Source organism: Serratia sp. (in: enterobacteria) (assembly GCF_052400455.1).
GTDB lineage: Bacteria > Pseudomonadota > Gammaproteobacteria > Enterobacterales > Enterobacteriaceae > Serratia > Serratia ureilytica.
The window spans coordinates 3,495,574-3,512,694 of record NZ_CP185812.1 but is presented as its reverse complement, the minus strand read 5'-3'; the positions used below and the strand labels follow the sequence as shown (position 1 = coordinate 3,512,694).

General features: G+C 56.5%; 20 protein-coding genes and 2 tRNA genes. 16 read left to right on the top strand and 6 right to left on the bottom strand.

The features are described 5' to 3' along the window. Positions 1-41: 41 nt before the first annotated feature. Genes rcsB through ACORQT_RS17015 form a run of 4 tightly spaced genes read right to left on the bottom strand, consistent with a single transcriptional unit; the run spans position 42 to position 5,024 of the window. Positions 42-692 carry a response regulator transcription factor RcsB gene (gene rcsB / locus ACORQT_RS17030; protein ID WP_004935900.1) on the bottom strand — a complete coding sequence of 217 codons (651 nt, stop codon included), beginning with the start codon at positions 690-692 and terminating at the stop codon, positions 42-44. Beyond that, complete coding sequence (gene rcsD / locus ACORQT_RS17025; RefSeq protein ID WP_033643838.1) at positions 685-3,387, bottom strand: phosphotransferase RcsD; 2,703 nt, start codon at positions 3,385-3,387, stop codon at positions 685-687. The genes rcsB and rcsD overlap by 8 nt, the downstream gene beginning before the upstream one ends. Before the next feature lie 20 nt (positions 3,388-3,407). Further along, on the bottom strand, positions 3,408-4,562 hold the full coding sequence (locus tag ACORQT_RS17020) for an MFS transporter (protein WP_042785082.1): 1,155 nt from the start codon (positions 4,560-4,562) through the stop codon (positions 3,408-3,410). A gap of 54 nt (positions 4,563-4,616) precedes the next feature. Beyond that, on the bottom strand, positions 4,617-5,024 hold the full coding sequence (locus ACORQT_RS17015) for a DUF4186 domain-containing protein (RefSeq protein WP_071883569.1): 408 nt from the start codon (positions 5,022-5,024) through the stop codon (positions 4,617-4,619). A 695-nt stretch (positions 5,025-5,719) separates the two neighbouring features. On the opposite strand from ACORQT_RS17015, the gene ompC reads away from it, so the two are divergent. Then, positions 5,720-6,856, top strand: coding sequence for a porin OmpC (ompC, locus tag ACORQT_RS17010; RefSeq protein ID WP_033651922.1), 1,137 nt, complete (start codon positions 5,720-5,722; stop codon positions 6,854-6,856). A gap of 157 nt (positions 6,857-7,013) precedes the next feature. Continuing rightward, positions 7,014-7,430 (top strand): VOC family protein, encoded by a 417-nt coding sequence (locus ACORQT_RS17005; RefSeq protein WP_033651921.1) that lies wholly within the window; start codon positions 7,014-7,016, stop codon positions 7,428-7,430. Here ACORQT_RS17005 and ACORQT_RS17000 read toward each other — a convergent pair. Further along, positions 7,424-8,002: a TetR/AcrR family transcriptional regulator gene (locus ACORQT_RS17000; protein WP_033643834.1), complete on the bottom strand. Its 579-nt coding sequence runs from the start codon at positions 8,000-8,002 to the stop codon at positions 7,424-7,426. The two genes, ACORQT_RS17005 and ACORQT_RS17000, sit on opposite strands and share 7 nt — an antisense overlap. A gap of 108 nt (positions 8,003-8,110) precedes the next feature. Between ACORQT_RS17000 and ACORQT_RS16995 the strand changes: the two genes are divergently transcribed. From ACORQT_RS16995 to ACORQT_RS16980, 4 genes are all read left to right on the top strand, one after another. Continuing rightward, a complete protein-coding gene (locus tag ACORQT_RS16995; RefSeq protein ID WP_033643833.1) occupies positions 8,111-8,578 on the top strand; it encodes a nuclear transport factor 2 family protein in 468 nt (155 codons plus the stop codon). A gap of 127 nt (positions 8,579-8,705) precedes the next feature. Continuing rightward, positions 8,706-9,035 carry an osmotically-inducible lipoprotein OsmE gene (gene osmE, locus ACORQT_RS16990; protein WP_004935874.1) on the top strand — a complete coding sequence of 110 codons (330 nt, stop codon included), beginning with the start codon at positions 8,706-8,708 and terminating at the stop codon, positions 9,033-9,035. A gap of 157 nt (positions 9,036-9,192) precedes the next feature. Next, positions 9,193-9,280: transfer RNA gene (locus ACORQT_RS16985), tRNA-Ser, on the top strand. 6 nt (positions 9,281-9,286) lie between these two features. Beyond that, positions 9,287-9,362, top strand: a tRNA-Thr gene (locus tag ACORQT_RS16980). A gap of 90 nt (positions 9,363-9,452) precedes the next feature. Here the strand turns inward: ACORQT_RS16980 and ACORQT_RS16975 are convergent. After that, entirely contained in the window at positions 9,453-9,947 is a 495-nt protein-coding gene (locus ACORQT_RS16975) for a LexA family protein (RefSeq protein ID WP_444859248.1), read from the bottom strand. Between the two features lie 424 nt (positions 9,948-10,371). Between ACORQT_RS16975 and ACORQT_RS16970 the strand changes: the two genes are divergently transcribed. The 10 genes from ACORQT_RS16970 (at position 10,372) to ACORQT_RS16925 (ending at position 17,116) form a co-directional block, all read left to right on the top strand. Continuing rightward, on the top strand, positions 10,372-10,734 hold the full coding sequence (locus ACORQT_RS16970; protein WP_042785760.1) for an antiterminator Q family protein: 363 nt from the start codon (positions 10,372-10,374) through the stop codon (positions 10,732-10,734). Positions 10,735-11,635: 901 nt separating this feature from the next. Further along, positions 11,636-11,956: a phage holin family protein gene (locus ACORQT_RS16965; RefSeq protein WP_033652509.1), complete on the top strand. Its 321-nt coding sequence runs from the start codon at positions 11,636-11,638 to the stop codon at positions 11,954-11,956. Then, positions 11,943-12,383 carry a lysozyme gene (locus ACORQT_RS16960; protein ID WP_042785079.1) on the top strand — a complete coding sequence of 147 codons (441 nt, stop codon included), beginning with the start codon at positions 11,943-11,945 and terminating at the stop codon, positions 12,381-12,383. Before ACORQT_RS16965 ends, ACORQT_RS16960 begins: the two co-directional genes overlap by 14 nt. A gap of 57 nt (positions 12,384-12,440) precedes the next feature. Further along, positions 12,441-12,830 carry a hypothetical protein gene (locus ACORQT_RS16955; RefSeq protein ID WP_042785078.1) on the top strand — a complete coding sequence of 130 codons (390 nt, stop codon included), beginning with the start codon at positions 12,441-12,443 and terminating at the stop codon, positions 12,828-12,830. Next, positions 12,827-13,219 (top strand): hypothetical protein, encoded by a 393-nt coding sequence (locus ACORQT_RS16950; RefSeq protein WP_042785077.1) that lies wholly within the window; start codon positions 12,827-12,829, stop codon positions 13,217-13,219. The genes ACORQT_RS16955 and ACORQT_RS16950 overlap by 4 nt, the downstream gene beginning before the upstream one ends. 40 nt (positions 13,220-13,259) lie before the next feature. Beyond that, positions 13,260-13,715: a major tail shaft subunit gene (locus ACORQT_RS16945; RefSeq protein WP_033652513.1), complete on the top strand. Its 456-nt coding sequence runs from the start codon at positions 13,260-13,262 to the stop codon at positions 13,713-13,715. 126 nt (positions 13,716-13,841) lie between these two features. After that, on the top strand, positions 13,842-14,207 hold the full coding sequence (locus ACORQT_RS16940; RefSeq protein ID WP_025160180.1) for a phage tail protein: 366 nt from the start codon (positions 13,842-13,844) through the stop codon (positions 14,205-14,207). Positions 14,208-14,224: 17 nt separating this feature from the next. After that, a complete protein-coding gene (locus tag ACORQT_RS16935) occupies positions 14,225-14,446 on the top strand; it encodes a hypothetical protein (RefSeq protein WP_004935830.1) in 222 nt (73 codons plus the stop codon). Then, the gene (locus tag ACORQT_RS16930; protein WP_042785076.1) at positions 14,439-16,778 is read left to right on the top strand and encodes a phage tail tape measure protein; all 2,340 of its coding nucleotides are present in this window, start codon (positions 14,439-14,441) and stop codon (positions 16,776-16,778) included. The genes ACORQT_RS16935 and ACORQT_RS16930 overlap by 8 nt, the downstream gene beginning before the upstream one ends. Beyond that, positions 16,778-17,116: a phage tail protein gene (locus tag ACORQT_RS16925; protein WP_019453671.1), complete on the top strand. Its 339-nt coding sequence runs from the start codon at positions 16,778-16,780 to the stop codon at positions 17,114-17,116. The genes ACORQT_RS16930 and ACORQT_RS16925 overlap by 1 nt, the downstream gene beginning before the upstream one ends. Positions 17,117-17,121 lie beyond the last annotated feature (5 nt).

The following is a 17,121-nucleotide window of genomic DNA, read 5'->3' as shown; positions in this document are numbered from 1 at the left end:
ATGCCGTGCCTGTTTGGCGTTAACCTGCCGTGAGGCGGGCTTTAGTCTTTGTCCAACGGCGTCATGCTGACGGACGAGAGGTAGTTGAGCAGGGCGATGTCGTTTTCTACGCCCAGCTTCATCATCGCCGATTTCTTCTGGCTGCTGATGGTTTTGATGCTGCGGTTGAGTTTCTTGGCGATTTCGGTCACCAGGAAACCTTCGGCGAACAGACGCAGCACTTCGCTCTCTTTCGGCGACAGGCGTTTGTCGCCATAGCCGCTGGCGCTGATTTTCTCCAGCAGTTTGGAGACGCTTTCCGGCGTGAACTTCTTGCCTTTCTGCAGGGCGGCCAGCGCCTTCGGCAGATCGGTCGGCGCGCCTTGTTTCAGCACGATGCCTTCGATATCCAGATCCAATACCGCGCTCAGGATCGCCGGGTTGTTGTTCATGGTCAGCACGATGATCGACAACTGCGGATAATGACGCTTGATGTACTTAATCAGCGTGATGCCGTCGCCATACTTGTCACCCGGCATCGACAGATCGGTGATCAGCACGTTGGCATCCAGCTTGGACAGATTGTTGATCAGTGCGGTTGAGTCTTCGAACTCCCCAACGACATTCACCCATTCAATTTGCTCAAGTGACTTCCGGATGCCAAACAGTACGATAGGATGGTCATCAGCAATAATTACGTTCAGGTTATTCATGTTGTTGGCTACCTTGCTTCAGCAGTCTGCTGACGAAAAAATCAATCTGACTGATGTTATTCTCGATCTCGGGCGCATCACCTTCTGCGATGCGCTGTTCTAACGATTCGCACAGCTGCTTGCCGGGAAGCAGATTTAACATGGCAAACACGCCTTTCAGGCGGTGTGCGGTTTGTGACAGCGCATTGAAATCACTGCTGCCCGCCTCAGTATACAGTTTTTTGACATCATCGGGTACTGTATCGACAAACAGCCCATAGTAATCACTTGATTTCAATTGTTTTTCATAGAGTTGGATATCTTCTGAGCTCAATGAAAGCGGACTTTCTTCCTGCTCCAGCGCGGCCATTTGCTGTTCGATCAGCATCAGCACGGCGTCGATTAATGCGCCGTTCAGGTTATAGTTCACCCGAATGTAGCGTTTATCCAGCGCTTGCCAACCCGGTTCATCGGTCGCCAGCAACAGCGTGTAATCATCGGCTCGCTGCGGGTTATCGGTCAGCAGCACGTCATAATCGCGGTTGACCGCGCGATCTTCGGCGACGAGGCAGTCGGCGCCGTAAGCCTGCAACAGGCGGGTCACGATGCCGCGCACTTCATCTGACGTGATGTCCAGCAGGGCGGTGACGCCGTCGAGCAGCTTTTCCTGTTCCTGCGGCTCTTTTCTCTCCATCTCCATGGCGACGCGAATGGTATAGCGAGTGCCGATATCCACTTTGCTGCGAATGTCCAACTGGCCGTTAAGCTTCTTGCACAGCTGATTGCACAGGAAGAAAGTGAGGCCGGAACCGTGGTTGAAGCGGTCCACCAGCGTCTGGCTGAGGAACGGGTAATTGAGATTGCTGATCTCTTCGTTGGAGATGCCGGAGCCGGTGTCGTTGATTTGGAAAATCAGGCGATCCGGGTGTTCGGGCTCATGGTCGATGACCAGAGAAATCTTGCCGCAGGCGGTGGTGATAATGGCGTAATGCACCAGCAGCGAGATCACTTTGCGCAGCGCGTTGGCGTCGCCGATGTAGTTCTGTTCGACGTCCAGCTGGAAATGCTTGAACAGCGCCAGCCCCTTTTGATTGAGGGCGGGCAGGGCTTCCAGCAGCAACTCGTCGATCATCGCCGCCGGGTTGAACGGCTCGCGCGTCGGTTGCCAGTCCTGGGTTTCCAGCCGCGTCAGCAGAGTGATGTTATCGATCAATCCCAGCACCGACGACGACGCCGCCGTCAGTTGGCCCAGCAGCGCCTGCTGTTGTTCCTCATCCGGCTGGTTGCGCAGGCTGTCGACCAGATCGTGCATCTGGCGCACCGGCTGATTCAGTTCGATGCCCAGGTTGTGCAACATCAGTTTGCGCGCCTGCACGTTTTTGTCGTATTCACGCCGTGCCTGCTGCAGCCGCTTGTTCACCATGACCTCTTTATCCTGATCGTGCATCAGGAACAGGTAGGTATCCGGCGACAGTTGGCTGCGGAAAATGCGGATTTCATACACCTCGTTGTTGACCGTTGCCTGAATGACGCCGTGATGCTGTTCGGCCATATGGGCGATTTTTTGCAGGCTGAGGTGCGGCAGCAGGTGCTCGGCGATTTTGTTGCTGGCGATCACCGCATTGTTGGCGAAGCTGTAAACCAGCAGGCCGGAGGGCAGGCTGGAGACGATTTCCTGATTCAGCGCGCGCTCGGCCTCCAGCTCAACCGCCATGTTTTCGCTCGGGCGGATGTACTGGCGGCGGATAAAGTAGATGCTCAGCATCGAGAGCGCCAACAGCAGCAGATTGACCGCGATCAGCCAGATGTTGTTGCGCAGCAGATCGATGGCCAGATTAATGGCCGAAACGCGATACACCACCTTCAGCGGCGCATTGGGCAGGGCGGCGCTGAACTCCACCCAGCCGCCGCTCATCGCCGCCTGGGCGCCGAGGGCGGTTTCCGCCGGGATGGCGCTGTCGTCGAGCTCGACATCGTCCGGCTGCAGCAGGAAATTGGCGCGGGCCAGGTTGGCCGGAATGATGTCGTTGATCGGCAAGTCGAAGGCGATCACCGTCGCCAGATGCCCCGGCTGATTAAAGGTGGTGCGAATCGAGAACGAATAGGCGTTCTGGAAGCGCTGTTTGCGCAGATCGGAAAAGCTCTCGCGTTCGTCGAGCATATTGGCCTGTTGCAGCATCTCGGCGCGGCGTTCGTCCGCCGAAGTGGTCAGGTAGCTTTCCCTAAAGCGCGAAGCCAGCTCTTTGAGCGGCTGAGTGGTGATCAGACTGAGGCTGTTGTCCTGACCATTGAGGTAATACATGGCGTAGCTCTCGGTCTTGGCGCCCCAACGGTTGTCCAGGTAGTCCGAAATGTTGGCGATCATCGCCAGCGTGTTCTCGTCATGGCTGCCGAAGATCACCGCGTCGGTTTTCTTGTGCGGCTTCTCGACATAGTAGACGTCGGGGCGCAGGCGGGTTTCCTGCAAACCGGGATCGACATTCTGCGCCGGCGCGTTGCCGAATTTGTCATAGACCTGATAGGTCATGTAGCGATAGGTATCGATGCGCTTTTGCAGCGAACCGGCGATGCTGTTCAGCGTGTACTTCTTTTCCGCCAGCCAGGCGTTGGTGTAGTTGTAGCCATACAGGCCGATGCCGATCGTCAGCAGCACGATAAACAGCAGGAAACAGCGAGTGATATTGCTGGAGCTAATGGTCAGTTGTTTATTTTGCATAGTGGCTGCGCATTCCTGAATCAGCGAGTGACGGCCCTGGCGCTGGCGGTCACCGCCAACAGCAGAGCGGCTACGCAGGCGAAGGCCACCGTCAGGCTGGAAAACTGAGCGACAAAGCCGATCAGCGCCGGGCCTGCCAGAATACCGGCATAGCCGACGGTGGTAACGGATGCGATCGCCAAATTGGCCGGCATATCGCGTTGGTTGCCCGCGGCGCTGAACAGAATCGGCACGACGTTGGAAGCGCCCAGGCCAACCAGCATAAAGCCGACCAGCGAAACGGTGGCGTGATTGAAGGCGATAGCCAGGCTGAGACCGACAGCGGCGCACAGGCTGCCCAGCAGCAGCACCCGGTAGCGGCCCAGCGAGTTCACCACCCGATCGCCATTGAGACGGCCGAGCGTCATGGTGATGGAAAACAGCGCATAGCCCAGCCCGGCCTGGCTGTGTTCGACGCCGCGCAGCGTGGTGAGGAACAGCGCGCTCCAGTCGAGCATCGAGCCTTCCGCCAGGAACATGATAAAGCACAGAATGCCGATAAACATCACCCAACCGCGCGGCAAGACGAACATCGGTCCGCCGTCGTCGGCGCCGCTGTCACGCAGCAGATGGCGGCTGGCGAACGCCAGCAGCACGATCACCGCCAGCACGGTGAGCAGGGTGGATTGCAGCGGCGTCAGCCCCAGCCACAGCAGCGCGCTGACGCCGCCTGCGCCGGCAATGCCGCCGATACTGAAGAAGCCGTGAAAGCCGGACATCATCGCCTTGCCGCTGTTGCGCTCGACGATCACCGCCTGCACGTTCATCGCCACGTCTATCATGCCGATCGCCGCGCCGAACAACAGCAGCGCCACGGCCATGCCGCCGAGGGAGTCCATCAGCGCCAGCAACGGCAAATCGATGCACAGCCCCAGCCCCGCCATCAGGATCACCGCGCGGCAGCCCAGTTTGCCGGTCAGGAAGCCGGTCAGCGGCATCGCCAACATGGAGCCGGCGCCGATACATAACAACAGCAGGCCGAGCGAGCCGTCATCGAGGCCGATGCGCGTTTTGGCGAAGGGCACCAGCGGCGCCCAGGCGGCCATACCCAGGCCGGCGACGAAAAAGGCCAGGCGGGTGGCGATCTGTTGAGGAACGCCGGGCGTTTGCTGTTCATTGCACAAGGTGGCTGTCATGTAAGCGTCAGGATCTTGGGTCAAAAGAGTGGCGAAAGTTACTGACAGTTTTTATCACAATCCGCGATCCGGGTCGAAAAGATTCGCGCCTGATTCCTCTCTGGCGCCGCCTCGGCGCACCAGCCATAGGGCGATCGCCTGGACAATATAGTCTTTTTGCTGCTCGTCCAGCGCGATGCCCTGCGGTATGCCGTGCCATTTTTCCAGGCAGCTTCGGCAGCAGGTGGCGGTGGCGTGTTGGGCGACGAACACCGGGTGGCCGCGCATCGGCGTCTGCTTGCCATCGTTTTTGGGGTGGTCGGCGGCCAGACGGCGATCGATAAAGTCGCGGGCATGGCTGAGGATCAGCGGCAAGCCTTTGTCGTCAAGATAGCTCTGGTCTTTGGGATTCAAACGGAAACGGGCGCGGAAGGGGGAGCCTTGCAGCCGCCGCCATAGCGCCTCTGGGTGAAATGGCATCATGACTTTACTCGCTGAGGGTGAGCTTTTTTTCAGGCTACCAGAAGTGAAACTCTGCGGCCAATTTTGCCTGTGACACACAATATTCGGCGAGATAAAGCACGAAATGAAAAACAAATTCAATTTGTAGACCAAAATAAGAGAAAAGATTAGCAATTAGTGCGGATGTAAATTGGCGAAACTATATCGCGAGGTTATTTATTTGCGTGCTATTTGTGCGAATTGAAATTGTGAGGACAGTGTGGAGGAAAATAAAAAACCGGCCAGAAGCCGGTTAAAGGTATGCAGAAATTATCTTCGGATAATGAAGGTAATAATGAAAATAATGATGATAGCGTGGTGATTATAGCGGCTGCGTGCAGGCGGCGTTTTGGCACAATGTGCTTATTGTCCAGCACAATTGTATGGTTGGCTTTTTTTTCTTAAAGATTTGTATAACTACATGATTTTTTATCAATTAATCTATTCTTTGTCTTTAAGTGCTTTATTTTGTTTGTCGGTAATGTTTTGTGAAAGTTCGCGCGTATTTACATTTTGAAACCTTTATTAATCACGCTGAAACACTATCGGATACTTGGTATCATTTTCTTTCTGGATTAATATAACCCTTGTTACCAGAATGGTAATGCACAGTCGTGCTAATAATGCTCGAAAAGGGCAGTGGCCGTAGCTCGACATAATTAACGAGGATAATAACGATGAAACTTCGCGTACTCTCTCTGATGGTACCCGCACTGCTGGTTGCAGGCACAGCAGGCGCGGCGGAAATCTACAACAAAGACGGTAATAAACTGGATTTGTACGGTAAAGTCGACGGTCTTCACTATTTCTCCAGCAACAACGGCGTGGACGGTGACCAGTCTTATATGCGTTTTGGCCTGCGCGGCGAAACGCAAATCAGCGATCAGCTGACCGGCTACGGCCAGTGGGAATATCAGGCTAACCTGAACCACGCTGAAAACCAGGACAACAAGAACTTCACCCGTTACGGCTTCGCCGGTCTGAAATTCGGCGACTACGGTTCCTTCGACTACGGCCGTAATACCGGCGTGCTGTACGACGTCGCGGCGTATACCGACTTGCAGCCTGAGTTCGACGGTATGACCTACGGCGCCGACCAGTTCATGTTCCAGCGTTCCAGCGGCCTGGCGACCTACCGTAACAACGACTTCTTCGGTCTGGTTGACGGCCTGAACTTCGCCCTGCAGTACCAGGGTAAAAATGGCAATGGCGAAGAGACCAACAACGGTCGCGACGTCCTTGGCCAGAACGGCGAAGGCTACGGTATGTCCATGAGCTATGACATGGGCTACGGCATCAGCGCGGCGGGCGCCTTCTTTAACTCTCGCCGCACCAGCGAGCAGAACGGCGCTAACGGTCACCAGAACATCATGGGCCGCGGCGACAAGGCCGAAGGTTACTCCGGCGGTCTGAAATATGACGCCAACGACGTCTACCTGGCGGTGATGTTCACCCAGTCCTACAACGCGGCGCGTTTCGGCAGCTCTGCCAAGGATGATGGTGCTTACGGCTACGCCAACAAGGCGCAGAGCTTCGAAGCCTATGCGCACTACCAGTTCGATTTCGGTCTGCGTCCGTTCGTCGGCTATAACCAGACCAAAGGTAAAGACCTGGGCCGCGCCGGTAACGGCAAGGACTACGGCGATCAAGACCTGGTCAAATTCGTCGACCTGGGTGCGACCTACTTCTTCAACAAAAACATGTCTACCTATGTTGATTACAAAATCAACCTGATGGACAACAACGACTTCACCGACGCTGCCGGTATCAACACCGACAACGTGGTTGCCGTGGGCCTGGTTTACCAGTTCTAAGCACCTCAGTGTGAACGTCATCGCGCGGCCTTCGGGCCGCGTTTTTTTTGCCTGTAAACCGGTAAAAAAGCACGGATTGATCCGCTATCGGCACGGGAAGCACCGTGGTTTTCCTCCTCTAAGCCTACGCTGTCAGTACAAAAAAGAGGGGGATGATATGGAACTCAAGATCGATAAGGTGATCGAAACGGTGCTGTACGTCAGCGATATTGAGCGAGCGGACGCCTTCTACCGAGAAGTGCTGAGGTTGCCGGCGATGGTCGCCAACGAGCGGTTCCGCGCCTATAACGTTGGCGATCGGAGCGTATTGTTGCTGTTTGTCGAGGGCGATTCGCTGCGTGGGGCGCATTATCCGACCGGCTTTATTCCCGCGCACGATGGCGTGGGGCCGGCGCATATCGGGCTGGCGGTGGCAAAAGACCAACTGCCGCACTGGGAACGGCATCTGACGGCCAACGGCGTGGAAATTGAGGGGCGCATGCGTTGGGATCACGGTGGCGAGAGCATCTACTTTCGCGATCCCGACGCCCACCTGTTGGAACTGGTGACGCCGGGCATCTGGGCCAATTACTGATCGAACCCGCCTTGCGCCAACAACGCCAGCGCGGCATTCAGCACCTGCAACGCCGGCTGCGGCTGGCGCTCAATCTGCACCCTGACGATGGCGCCGTCGATCAGCATCGCCAATATCGCGGCGTGCTGTTCCCGCTGCGGGCCTGCGGGCAGGTGGCGCGCCAGTTCATCCGTCATCTGTTGCTTATGCCGGCCGGCGAGGTGCAGGCTTTCCGGCAGCAGATCGGCGATCTCCACGGCCGTATTGATAAACGCGCAGCCGCGAAAACGCGGATCGTCGAACCATTCCGCCAGGCAGGGCGCCAGCGCCGGCAGTAACCCGCCGCTCTGCGCCACATGTCGATCCAACGCTGTACTGAACCAGGTTAGCCACTGCTGGTGGCGATAGGCCAAAAACGCCGTAATCAAATCGTTCTTGCTGGGAAAGTGGCGATAAAACGTCACCTTAGTGACGCCTGATTCCTTGATGATGCGATCGATGCCGGTGGCGCGGATCCCTTCCTGATAGAACAGATCGTGGGCCGTCAGCAGGATGCGCTGACGGGCGGGCAAGGTGTTGCGATCAACGGTCATCATTTTTCTCCCAAGCTATTTTCGAGTGATTGTAGACAACTCTGTCTACATGCGCTAGCGTAATGATGTAGACAGAGTTGTCTACTTACCTATACGCAGGAGATGATCATGAGCATTAAACCCCCATTGCCGCCTTTTACCCGTGAATCCGCCATCGAAAAAGTACGGTTGGCGGAAGATGCCTGGAACAGCCGCGATCCTGAGCGGGTTTCGCAGGTCTATTCCCTCGATACCCATTGGCGTAATCGCGCGGAGTTTGTCGACGGCCGCGCGGCGGTGGTCGCATTTTTGCAACGCAAGTGGGCGAAAGAGCTGGAGTATCGGCTGATTAAGGAACTGTGGGCGTTTGACGGCGCGCGCATCGCGGTGCGTTTCGCCTATGAGTGGCGCGACGATTCCGGCAACTGGTATCGCAGCTTCGGCAACGAAAACTGGGAGTTCAATCAGGAAGGGTTGATGATCAACCGCCATGCCTGCATCAACGACATGCCGATTCGCGAACAGGATCGGCGTTTTCATTGGCCGCTCGGTCGGCGCCCGGACGATGTCCCGGCGCTGAGCGATTTCGGCTTTTGAATCCGATGTCGCGCCCGCGCCGGCCGAACGTGAGAAAAAGCGCACCGGTCGACAAAGGGGAGTTTGTAGAAAAGCCTTTCCACTTCTAGACTTAGGGGACAACAAACGTACTCCAAGAGGACAAGCTATGACGAAGAAGTTGGTTTTGGCCGTCGGCACTGCGGCGGTATTTTCCATTCTTGCCGGCTGCACCGCCTATGACCGTGCAACCAGTTATGTCAATGAGCCGGTGGTCAGCGATGTCAAAGTAGGGATGACCAAGCAGCAGGTGCGGGCGATTGCCGGTCCGCCGTCGACGTCCGCCACGCTGATCCATGCGCAGGGCACTTGCGACACCTATGCGGTCGCGCCGCGCGATGGCAAAGTGCAAACGTATTTTGTCAGCTACAACGACACGGGCCATGTCATGAACAAGGGCTATCAAACCTGTTCAGACTACGATTCGCAGCCGAAGTAATCGCGTTTCAGCCGAACATAAAAGCCTCGCTTTTGCGGGGCTTTTCATTTTTTAAGCGTTTAAGGCCTGAAGTTTAGGCAACTGCGCCGCCGATGCGATTTTTTTGCATCAAAACGATAGACATTTCATAACGGTATCGCTAATATCAGCGCCCATTGGAAGGATGGCCGAGTGGTTTAAGGCAACGGTCTTGAAAACCGTCGAGTGTAACAGCTCCCAGAGTTCGAATCTCTGTCCTTCCGCCAAATTCAGCCGGCTTAGCTCAGTAGGTAGAGCAACTGACTTGTAATCAGTAGGTCACCAGTTCGATTCCGGTAGCCGGCACCATGATAAAGCAGTACCGGCGCCCTGAGTGCAAAAAAACCGTCAGCCGTAAGGTTGGCGGTTTTTTGCATTATGTCGTCTCAAACGGGTAGGTCAGGGCAGCCAGGCACCGAGCACCACCCCGAGAATCATGTACTCATCGGCATTCAAAGTCGGACAACCCGGCATGTTCCCCTTAAGCCACTGATGACCGGCTTCCTCAACATACCTTCTAAAGATAAGTTCTGCGCTGTCGCAGCGTTTCGCTATCACCTTATCACCGGACACGAGCTCGGCTATACCGGCAGTCATGGGTTCGACAAGAATCAATGCTCCCTTTGGGTAATTGGCGCCGGCAGAGCCGCTCATCGTGTCATCCCGCACCGGCAACCAGTAGGCCAGAGCGCTGCATTGCACCATCGCCGGGTAGTGGACGGTCGTTCCTTTGCGCAACTGTTCATGAGACAACGGCAATGTCCACGCCAGCAGCGGCAGCGTTTTAGCCAAGGCCTGTGCGGCCTTCTGCCTGACGGGGCGTTGCCCGGTCTGCTCCAGGCCATCCAGCCAGCCGATTTGCACGGCGAAGTACTGTTCAATCCTTCGCGCCATGTCCCCACTGATGCCCTTTTTACCCTTCTTGCCCGGCGGGTAGAGCAGACGAGAAACATAGTCTGCGGCAATGCCGAGCGCCTCGGCAAGGCGCTTTTGCCCCCCACGCCGAGGTTATCGATCAGGATGATCAGACGCTCTCGCCGCATCTCCTGCAGGTGCATTTTTTGCTCGTTTTTCATGAGGCCATCGTACCTAAATTTACCTGCAGGTAAATGGATTTTCGCTATTGAAAAAAAGATACCTCTGGGTATACTTGATACTGGTTATTTATACAGTGCTTTGGATGATATCCCTCGGTGGGCCCGCCGGGCGGATCGGTTGTTGCGTCTTGGCGCACGCCGAGCAGAAGAACGGCTCGATCGACGTCGGTCAACAACATGGAGCCCTGGCGATATGGCAAACGCCCAAAGGAGGTGGAAGCATGAGAGATATGAATGAGGTTTTGGAGCGGTGGGGCGTATGGGCCAGGGATAACAGCGGCATCGACTATTCCCCCATTGCTGCCGGGTTCAAAGGGCTGTTGTCCTATAAGTCGAATGGCGAGCGTTCCTGCTGCGATGATGACGGCCTGGTGATCGACGGTTGCGTGGGCAGATTGAAGAAATACAAACCCGAAGAGTTCGATCTCATCATTGCCCACCATGTTTATGGCATATCTCTGCGTAAGATCGCCCTGAAAAGGAAATGTTCAGACGGTACGATACGCAAAGAGATGCAAACGGCGGAGGGATTTATCGGGGGATGCCTGGCGATGTTGGATATAAAGTTGAGTATGGATCGCTGAAACGCCTGTCGTTGACGTTGATGAGGGTTTATTTCTTGTTTCCCTATTGCGTCAGGAATAACAATAGCGCATGCGCGTTGCAATAATTAATAAAAGGCTCACGCGTACGCAAATAAGCGTGTAATCTGATAAAACTGAATTGTTGCCGGCGCCGCCGCACGATAGCTAAACCTCGCTTCGGCGGGGTTTTATTTTTTATAATAAAAGGCTCGCGCGTACGCAAATAAGCGTGTAATCTGATAAAACTGAATTGTTGTCGGCGCCGCCGCACGATAGCTAAACCTCGCTTCGGCGGGGTTTTATTTTTTATAATAAAAGACTCACGCGTACGCAAATAAGCGTGTAATCTGATAAAACTGAATTGTTGCCGGCGCCGCCGCACGATAGCTAAACCTCGCTTCGGCGGGGTTTTATTTTTTATGATAAAAGACTCACGCGTACGCAAATAAGCGTGTAATCTGATAAAACTGAATTGTTACCGGCGCCACCGCACGATAGCTAAACCTCGCTTCGGCGGGGTTTTATTTTTTATGATAAAAGTCTCGCGCGTACGCAAATAAGCGTGTAATCTGATAAAACTGAATTATTGCCGGCGCCGCCGCACGACAAATAAACCTCGCTTCGACGGGGTTTTTCATTTTTAGCCTCCTTGTCAAAACGGTCAATCACTCACTGAATAATGACTGTCGTTGAATGGCCACGACGGGAGGCTAATCCTTCTCCTTTATAAAACGGCGCAATCCTTATTTATCTGCTCAGGTTGGGCAGAACGGATAAGCCATTTTCGACAGCGTAAATGGCCGTTTTTTAAATGGAGCAGGAATGACGGTTAGGGGCTGCATTTCGCCGCTCTTTTCCATGACTCCCGACGATCGGGCTATGCCCCGGTAAGGGGAGGGTGATGACTATGCCTTGGAAAAATGAACCAAACATCCTTTCAATGCTGCTTGCTTTCGGTATGACGCTGCTGGGGGCGATCGCCAGCTATTCCTTCAAGGTCTTGAACGGCGAAACCTTTAGCTGGAGGACGCTGTTTTTGCAGCTGTTCGTTTCTATTTTCGCTGGTTTGACCATGGTGATGATTGCGCTGCATTACGACTGGCCTTCGGAGGTGATGGGCGGCGTATGCGGTATGGCGGGATGGTCGGGAGCATCGCTGATCAAGGCATTGGAACGCCGATTTCTCAATAAAGCGTCAGGAGGAAACCATGAAGATAAGTGACGACGGCATGGCGCTGATTAAGCGTTTCGAAGGCCTGCGGTTGCAGGCTTATCAGGACTCGGTCGGCGTTTGGACGATCGGCTACGGGTGGACTCAACCGGTAGCGGGACGAAAAGTTGGGGCCGGCATGGCGATCGATGCCGCAACGGCCGAGCGTTTGCTGGTGTGCGGTGTCGCTCAATTCGAACAGGGCGTCGAACGGCTGGTGGCGGTGACAGTCACGCAGGGGCAGTTCGATGCGCTGGTGAGCTTCGCCTATAACCTGGGCCTGCGCGCGTTGGAAAACTCGACGCTGTTGCGCAGGCTGAACGCCGGCGATCGGCAGGGGGCGGCCGACCAGTTCGGCCGATGGGTGAATGCGGGCGGTGTGCGGCTCGATGGGCTGGTTGCCCGGCGCGCGGCGGAACGCGCGCTATTCCTTTCCTGATGCCCAAATGCATCTGCAGAACGATTCAACTCTCGAAACGACGGAGACCTTGTCCAAATGATTGAAGATGAAATTCAACGCTCGCTGACTGCGCTAACCCATCTGGCGGTTCATCCGCTGATCCTGCCGGATCCGCAGCAAGAAGGCGTGACCTATCAGAAGATCAGCGATCTGAAAGTGAACACCGGTCTGGTTGACAGCTCGCTGGTGCAGAGCCGTTTTCAGGTCGTGTTGTACGTGATCGACGATTACTCCCGGCTGATCGCTCTGGACAAAGCGGTTTTGAATGCCTGGGAAGGGGTTCAACATGGTCATATCGGCGAATGGCCGGTACAAGCGGTCACGCGCAGCACCCTTTTGCAGAGCGCCACGCCCCTGGCGGATAACCGCGTCCAGTATCGGATGGCCCGCGATTACCTCATCACCCATTCCGAGGTGGCGGCGTGATCGCCATAAACGTTACCGGCATGGCGGAATTGACTCGCCGTTTGGAAGCGATTCGGCGCGAGGTCGCCAGTCACATTCTGCCGGAGGCCGGCCACGCCGCATTGGCCCCGGTTCTTGGCACCATGCGGCAGTGCGCCGAACGAGGGGCGCCAAACAGCGAACCCTCGCTGAGCGCCGGTATCGCGATACGCCCGGCCGTTACCGGATGGAACGCGGTGACGTTGCGCGTCGGCCCCAGTAAACAGCATTACCGCAGAGCCCTGGAACAGGAGTACGGCATGGCAACGCAAGCCGCCGCCCCGTTTATTCGCCCTGCGCTGGATCACCACAAGCACCAAGTGTTACGCATCCTGGCGGCTCACGTCCGCTATGGCATCGAAAACCGGTAGCGACCGCTACCATCCTTCATCAAAAAGAGAGAGAAAAACTATGGCTGATAAAACTTCGCCAGAATACGCCATGCTGCCTGCCGGCACTATCGTCAAATGGGGCACCGTCGGGGCTGCAACCACGGCCATGAAGGCGCTGACCAACTGTAAAGCGGTAGGTGAAATGGGGCAAACCGGCGGTTTTGTCGATTGCACCACGCTGCTGGATACCGCCAAGCAGTTTATTTCCGACCTGCCGGAAGGCGCGGAGAAATCCATCGGTTTCATCGACGATCCGTCCAACGCCGATTTTGCGGCGCTGCTGAATGCGGCGGACAAGCGCGAAACGGTGCAGTTCTACGTCGAGTTGCCGAACGGCCGCACCTCCACCTCCATCCTGTCGCTGTCCGGCTGGAAAATGAATGAGATTACCGCCCCGGCGAGCGAAGTCATTCAGATTACCGTCCAGGGCAAGCAAAACAGCAACACCTGGGGCACGGTCACCCCGAAAGTGTGACAAACCGACGGTTCGCGCTGGCTTAACGTCTGAGGGTGTTCGGCGCGAACGCTTCCGCCGCGGGCCATGTGGCCTGCGGCAACCCGCTTATGTACAGAGTAAACCGAATTGAACAAGGAAAAACTGATGACAGAGAAATACGATCTGAAAGCGCTGAAAGCGGCGCTGCTGAAATCCGACGACCACGTGATTGAAACGCAGATCTTTGGCGCCAAAGCCTTTATCCGCCGCTTGAAAGCGGCGGAGCTGCAGGAAAATGAAGACGGCATGAAGGCCGCCATCGACAGCGGTGACATGAACAAAGCCGCGCAGCTTAACGTGCAGCTGTTGCTGTCATGCCTGATGACGCCGGACGGCAAACGTATCCCGGCCGGCGCCTTGCCGAGCGTTGACGATCTGCTGGCGGCGCACGATAACCCAACGCTGGTCGAAGCCATCGGTGCCGTCAAGCGCCATGCGGTCGGCAGCCTGGAGGAAGCGGAAAAAAACTGACTGACTCGCCCTGGCTGATGTTGGTGTTCCAACTGGCCGATCGCTGGGGTGAGTCGGATCCTCGCAAGATCGCCGCGATGCCGGCGCACATCCTGAATCACTGGCGGGCATACTTCAAACTGCAAGGCATGACGGCCGATGCGGCGGAGAGTGCCCCCGTTCATCAATCCGGTCAGCCCGCGCAAAGCAGTATTGATATGCAGTGTGCTGACGTTATGCGAGTGCTGGGAAATGGCTGATACCGCACAGTTGGTCGTCGGGTTGCAACTGAATGACACCAACTTTAAAAACAAACTGACGGCGGCTTACCGTACCGCCGGGGAACAATCCGCCAAATTTAACCGCCAGGCTCAGCAGGACGCGAAAAAGACCGACGAGTCCTATCAACGCATCGGCGGCACGCTTGGCGGCCTGGCGGGGAAACTGGCGGGGCTGGCCGGCGTTGAATTGTCGCTGCAGGGCCTCGCCGCCACCTCGCGCCAGTATGGACAGGCGCTCACCGAACTTGCGTCCATCACCGTCGCCGCGACGGCGCAGATGAAGCAGTTGGACGACACGGCTCGCCAGGCGAGCAGCGCCTCCGGCGACGGCGGCAGCCGCGCGGAGGAGATGCTGAAACTGGCCGGCGGCCTGAATGACAGCGCGGCGGCCTGGCGCGATCAGGCGGCGGCGGCGCGCGGGGCGGCTCAGGCGACGGCCGGCGTCGGTTCTGCCTCTCGCGTCGCCAACGTCGCGCTGGGGGCGCTTGGCGGCCCAATCGGTGTCGCCATCCAGGCGGGATTGGGGATGGCATACTTTTATGAGCAAACAATGCAAGCCAAAGAGGCTGCGGTGAGTCTGAAAGATGCTGCGATTCTAACCACGTCAGAGCTTATAAAACTGTCTAGTAAGCAACTTGCCCTGAGAAAGTTAGATCTCAGTGAGCAGCTCGAGGAACAGCTTAGTGAGCGAGATAAGCAGCAGAATTTGTTGAATTACGCAAACGAGAGAATAGAACGAATCCAGAGTAACCCAGGTCGGCTGGGTGACATATTTGGTGTTGAAAAGCAGTTGCAAGCTACGCGGGTGCGTGCAGAAGCGGCTCTCGAGTCAATAGATATCGGGATTCAAAATACTCGCACTAGCATGCAAAATATTGACCAAGCTAACCTTCTTGTTTTGACAGGGGCTGCTCGTCATTTTAATCAGCCAGCAGGTAATATTTTGCCCGCTACTGCAACTGCGCAGGCGCAGTTGATGCCCTCTCCGCCCCCTGCTTATACATTGGATATTGTAAATACAGATAATCTTGGACGTGAGCGACAGCAGGCTCTTGATCAGTACCAACAACTGCGTCAGGAAATCGAGCAGGCGCATCTGAGCAGCCTCGAAAAAATCACCCAGGATGAACAAAGTGCGCAGACCAAGCTGGCGTCAACGGCCAAGGCGGCCGGTGCCGGGCAGGCCGATGTGCAGCGTGCGATGGCGCTGAACGCCGAGAAGTACCAGCGGCAGCGGCAACAGCTCGCTGAACAATACGCGCCAGGGCAGGCGGCGGTGCGCAAAGAGCAGGAGGTTGGCAAGGAGCTGAAGGCGTTGTATGACGGGCGGCTGTTGACCGAACGCGAGTACCACACCGCCAGCCGGATGCAGCAGCAAGAAACGACGCGCCAGCGGTTGAAGGCTGAAACCGATGCGCTTGCCGCGCCGCGAATGAACATTGCCGGTGATGTGGATCCGGTCGCTCGCCTTAACAACCAGCTGGTGCAGCAGCAGGCGCAATACCAGGCTTACTACCAGAAAGGCATTCTGGATAAACAGCGCTATGAACAGCTGATGCAGGTGGCGACGCAAGAATCGTCGGACGCTCAGTATCAGCAGGCGCTAAGTCTGTTCGGCGGGCAGAGCCGCGTGCACAAGATGGCGCTGGGGCTGGTGGACATGACGCGGGAACGGACCTCCGGCATGATGTTCGATCTGCTGACCGGGACGCAAAACTTTAAGCAAAGCATGCTCGGTTTGATGACCTCCATGACGCAGTCCATCATTCAGCAACTGATCGATCTGGCGATGCAGGCGCTGTTGACCAGAACCATTCTTTCCACCTTTATGAATATCGGCAGCGGCTTGCTGGGCGGGGCTGCAAGCGCCGGCGCGGGCGCGGCCGGTTCAGGCGCGATGGGCATGCCGACCGGTTGGCAAGGCTATGTCCCCAACGCCAAAGGCGGCGTATACGCCTCGCCCTCGCTGAGCGCATTCAGCGGCCAGATCGTCAGCAATCCCACGTTGTTCGCGTTCGCCAGAGGCGCCGGCTTGATGGGCGAAGCCGGGCCGGAGGCCATTATGCCGCTCAAACGCGGCGCGGACGGTTCGCTCGGCGTGCGGGCGATCGGCGGCGGCCAGCAGTCTGCGGCGGCGCCGAATGTCTACATCACTATCGAGAACGGCGGCAACGTCAGTTCGCAGGCCGATCCGGGATGGGGCGAGTTCGGTAAACGGATGGGCAATATCGCCGCGCAGGAAAGCCAGAAGGTGATCAACCGCAACCTGATGCCGGGCCAGCCGATTTGGAAAGCAATCAAGGGGATGTAATGGGCATTCAGACATTTGAATTTCCGGCGCGCGTCAATGCCGCCGGCGATATGCGCTTTCGCGTCAGAAAGGCGCAGTTCGGCGACGGCTATGCGCAGGTCTCCGGCGACGGCATTAACCCGATCGTGCGCTCCTGGGATCTGACCTTTGTCGGCAAGTATGACTACATCACGCCGATCATCGTCTTTCTGGAAAATCATCATGGGGTGAAGTCTTTCCAATGGACGCCACCGACGCAGGTTCCCGGCCTCTACCGCTGCGAGGGTTATAAGCCGGTCGCGATGGGCGGGGGCAACTATTCACTGACGGCCACGTTTACCGAGGCTTTTCACGTTTAACCGGG

What these genes read in the sequence shown, in the direction of transcription:
- rcsB (WP_004935900.1), bottom strand. Translation starts at nt 692, where the DNA reads ATGAATAACCTGAACGTAATTATTGCTGATGACCATCCTATCGTACTG.
- rcsD (WP_033643838.1), bottom strand. Translation starts at nt 3,387, where the DNA reads ATGCAAAATAAACAACTGACCATTAGCTCCAGCAATATCACTCGCTGT.
- ACORQT_RS17020 (WP_042785082.1), bottom strand. Translation starts at nt 4,562, where the DNA reads ATGACAGCCACCTTGTGCAATGAACAGCAAACGCCCGGCGTTCCTCAA.
- ACORQT_RS17015 (WP_071883569.1), bottom strand. Translation starts at nt 5,024, where the DNA reads ATGATGCCATTTCACCCAGAGGCGCTATGGCGGCGGCTGCAAGGCTCC.
- ompC (WP_033651922.1), top strand. Translation starts at nt 5,720, where the DNA reads ATGAAACTTCGCGTACTCTCTCTGATGGTACCCGCACTGCTGGTTGCA.
- ACORQT_RS17005 (WP_033651921.1), top strand. Translation starts at nt 7,014, where the DNA reads ATGGAACTCAAGATCGATAAGGTGATCGAAACGGTGCTGTACGTCAGC.
- ACORQT_RS17000 (WP_033643834.1), bottom strand. Translation starts at nt 8,002, where the DNA reads ATGACCGTTGATCGCAACACCTTGCCCGCCCGTCAGCGCATCCTGCTG.
- ACORQT_RS16995 (WP_033643833.1), top strand. Translation starts at nt 8,111, where the DNA reads ATGAGCATTAAACCCCCATTGCCGCCTTTTACCCGTGAATCCGCCATC.
- osmE (WP_004935874.1), top strand. Translation starts at nt 8,706, where the DNA reads ATGACGAAGAAGTTGGTTTTGGCCGTCGGCACTGCGGCGGTATTTTCC.
- ACORQT_RS16975 (WP_444859248.1), bottom strand. Translation starts at nt 9,947, where the DNA reads ATGGCGCGAAGGATTGAACAGTACTTCGCCGTGCAAATCGGCTGGCTG.
- ACORQT_RS16970 (WP_042785760.1), top strand. Translation starts at nt 10,372, where the DNA reads ATGAGAGATATGAATGAGGTTTTGGAGCGGTGGGGCGTATGGGCCAGG.
- ACORQT_RS16965 (WP_033652509.1), top strand. Translation starts at nt 11,636, where the DNA reads ATGACTATGCCTTGGAAAAATGAACCAAACATCCTTTCAATGCTGCTT.
- ACORQT_RS16960 (WP_042785079.1), top strand. Translation starts at nt 11,943, where the DNA reads ATGAAGATAAGTGACGACGGCATGGCGCTGATTAAGCGTTTCGAAGGC.
- ACORQT_RS16955 (WP_042785078.1), top strand. Translation starts at nt 12,441, where the DNA reads ATGATTGAAGATGAAATTCAACGCTCGCTGACTGCGCTAACCCATCTG.
- ACORQT_RS16945 (WP_033652513.1), top strand. Translation starts at nt 13,260, where the DNA reads ATGGCTGATAAAACTTCGCCAGAATACGCCATGCTGCCTGCCGGCACT.
- ACORQT_RS16940 (WP_025160180.1), top strand. Translation starts at nt 13,842, where the DNA reads ATGACAGAGAAATACGATCTGAAAGCGCTGAAAGCGGCGCTGCTGAAA.
- ACORQT_RS16935 (WP_004935830.1), top strand. Translation starts at nt 14,225, where the DNA reads ATGTTGGTGTTCCAACTGGCCGATCGCTGGGGTGAGTCGGATCCTCGC.
- ACORQT_RS16930 (WP_042785076.1), top strand. Translation starts at nt 14,439, where the DNA reads ATGGCTGATACCGCACAGTTGGTCGTCGGGTTGCAACTGAATGACACC.
- ACORQT_RS16925 (WP_019453671.1), top strand. Translation starts at nt 16,778, where the DNA reads ATGGGCATTCAGACATTTGAATTTCCGGCGCGCGTCAATGCCGCCGGC.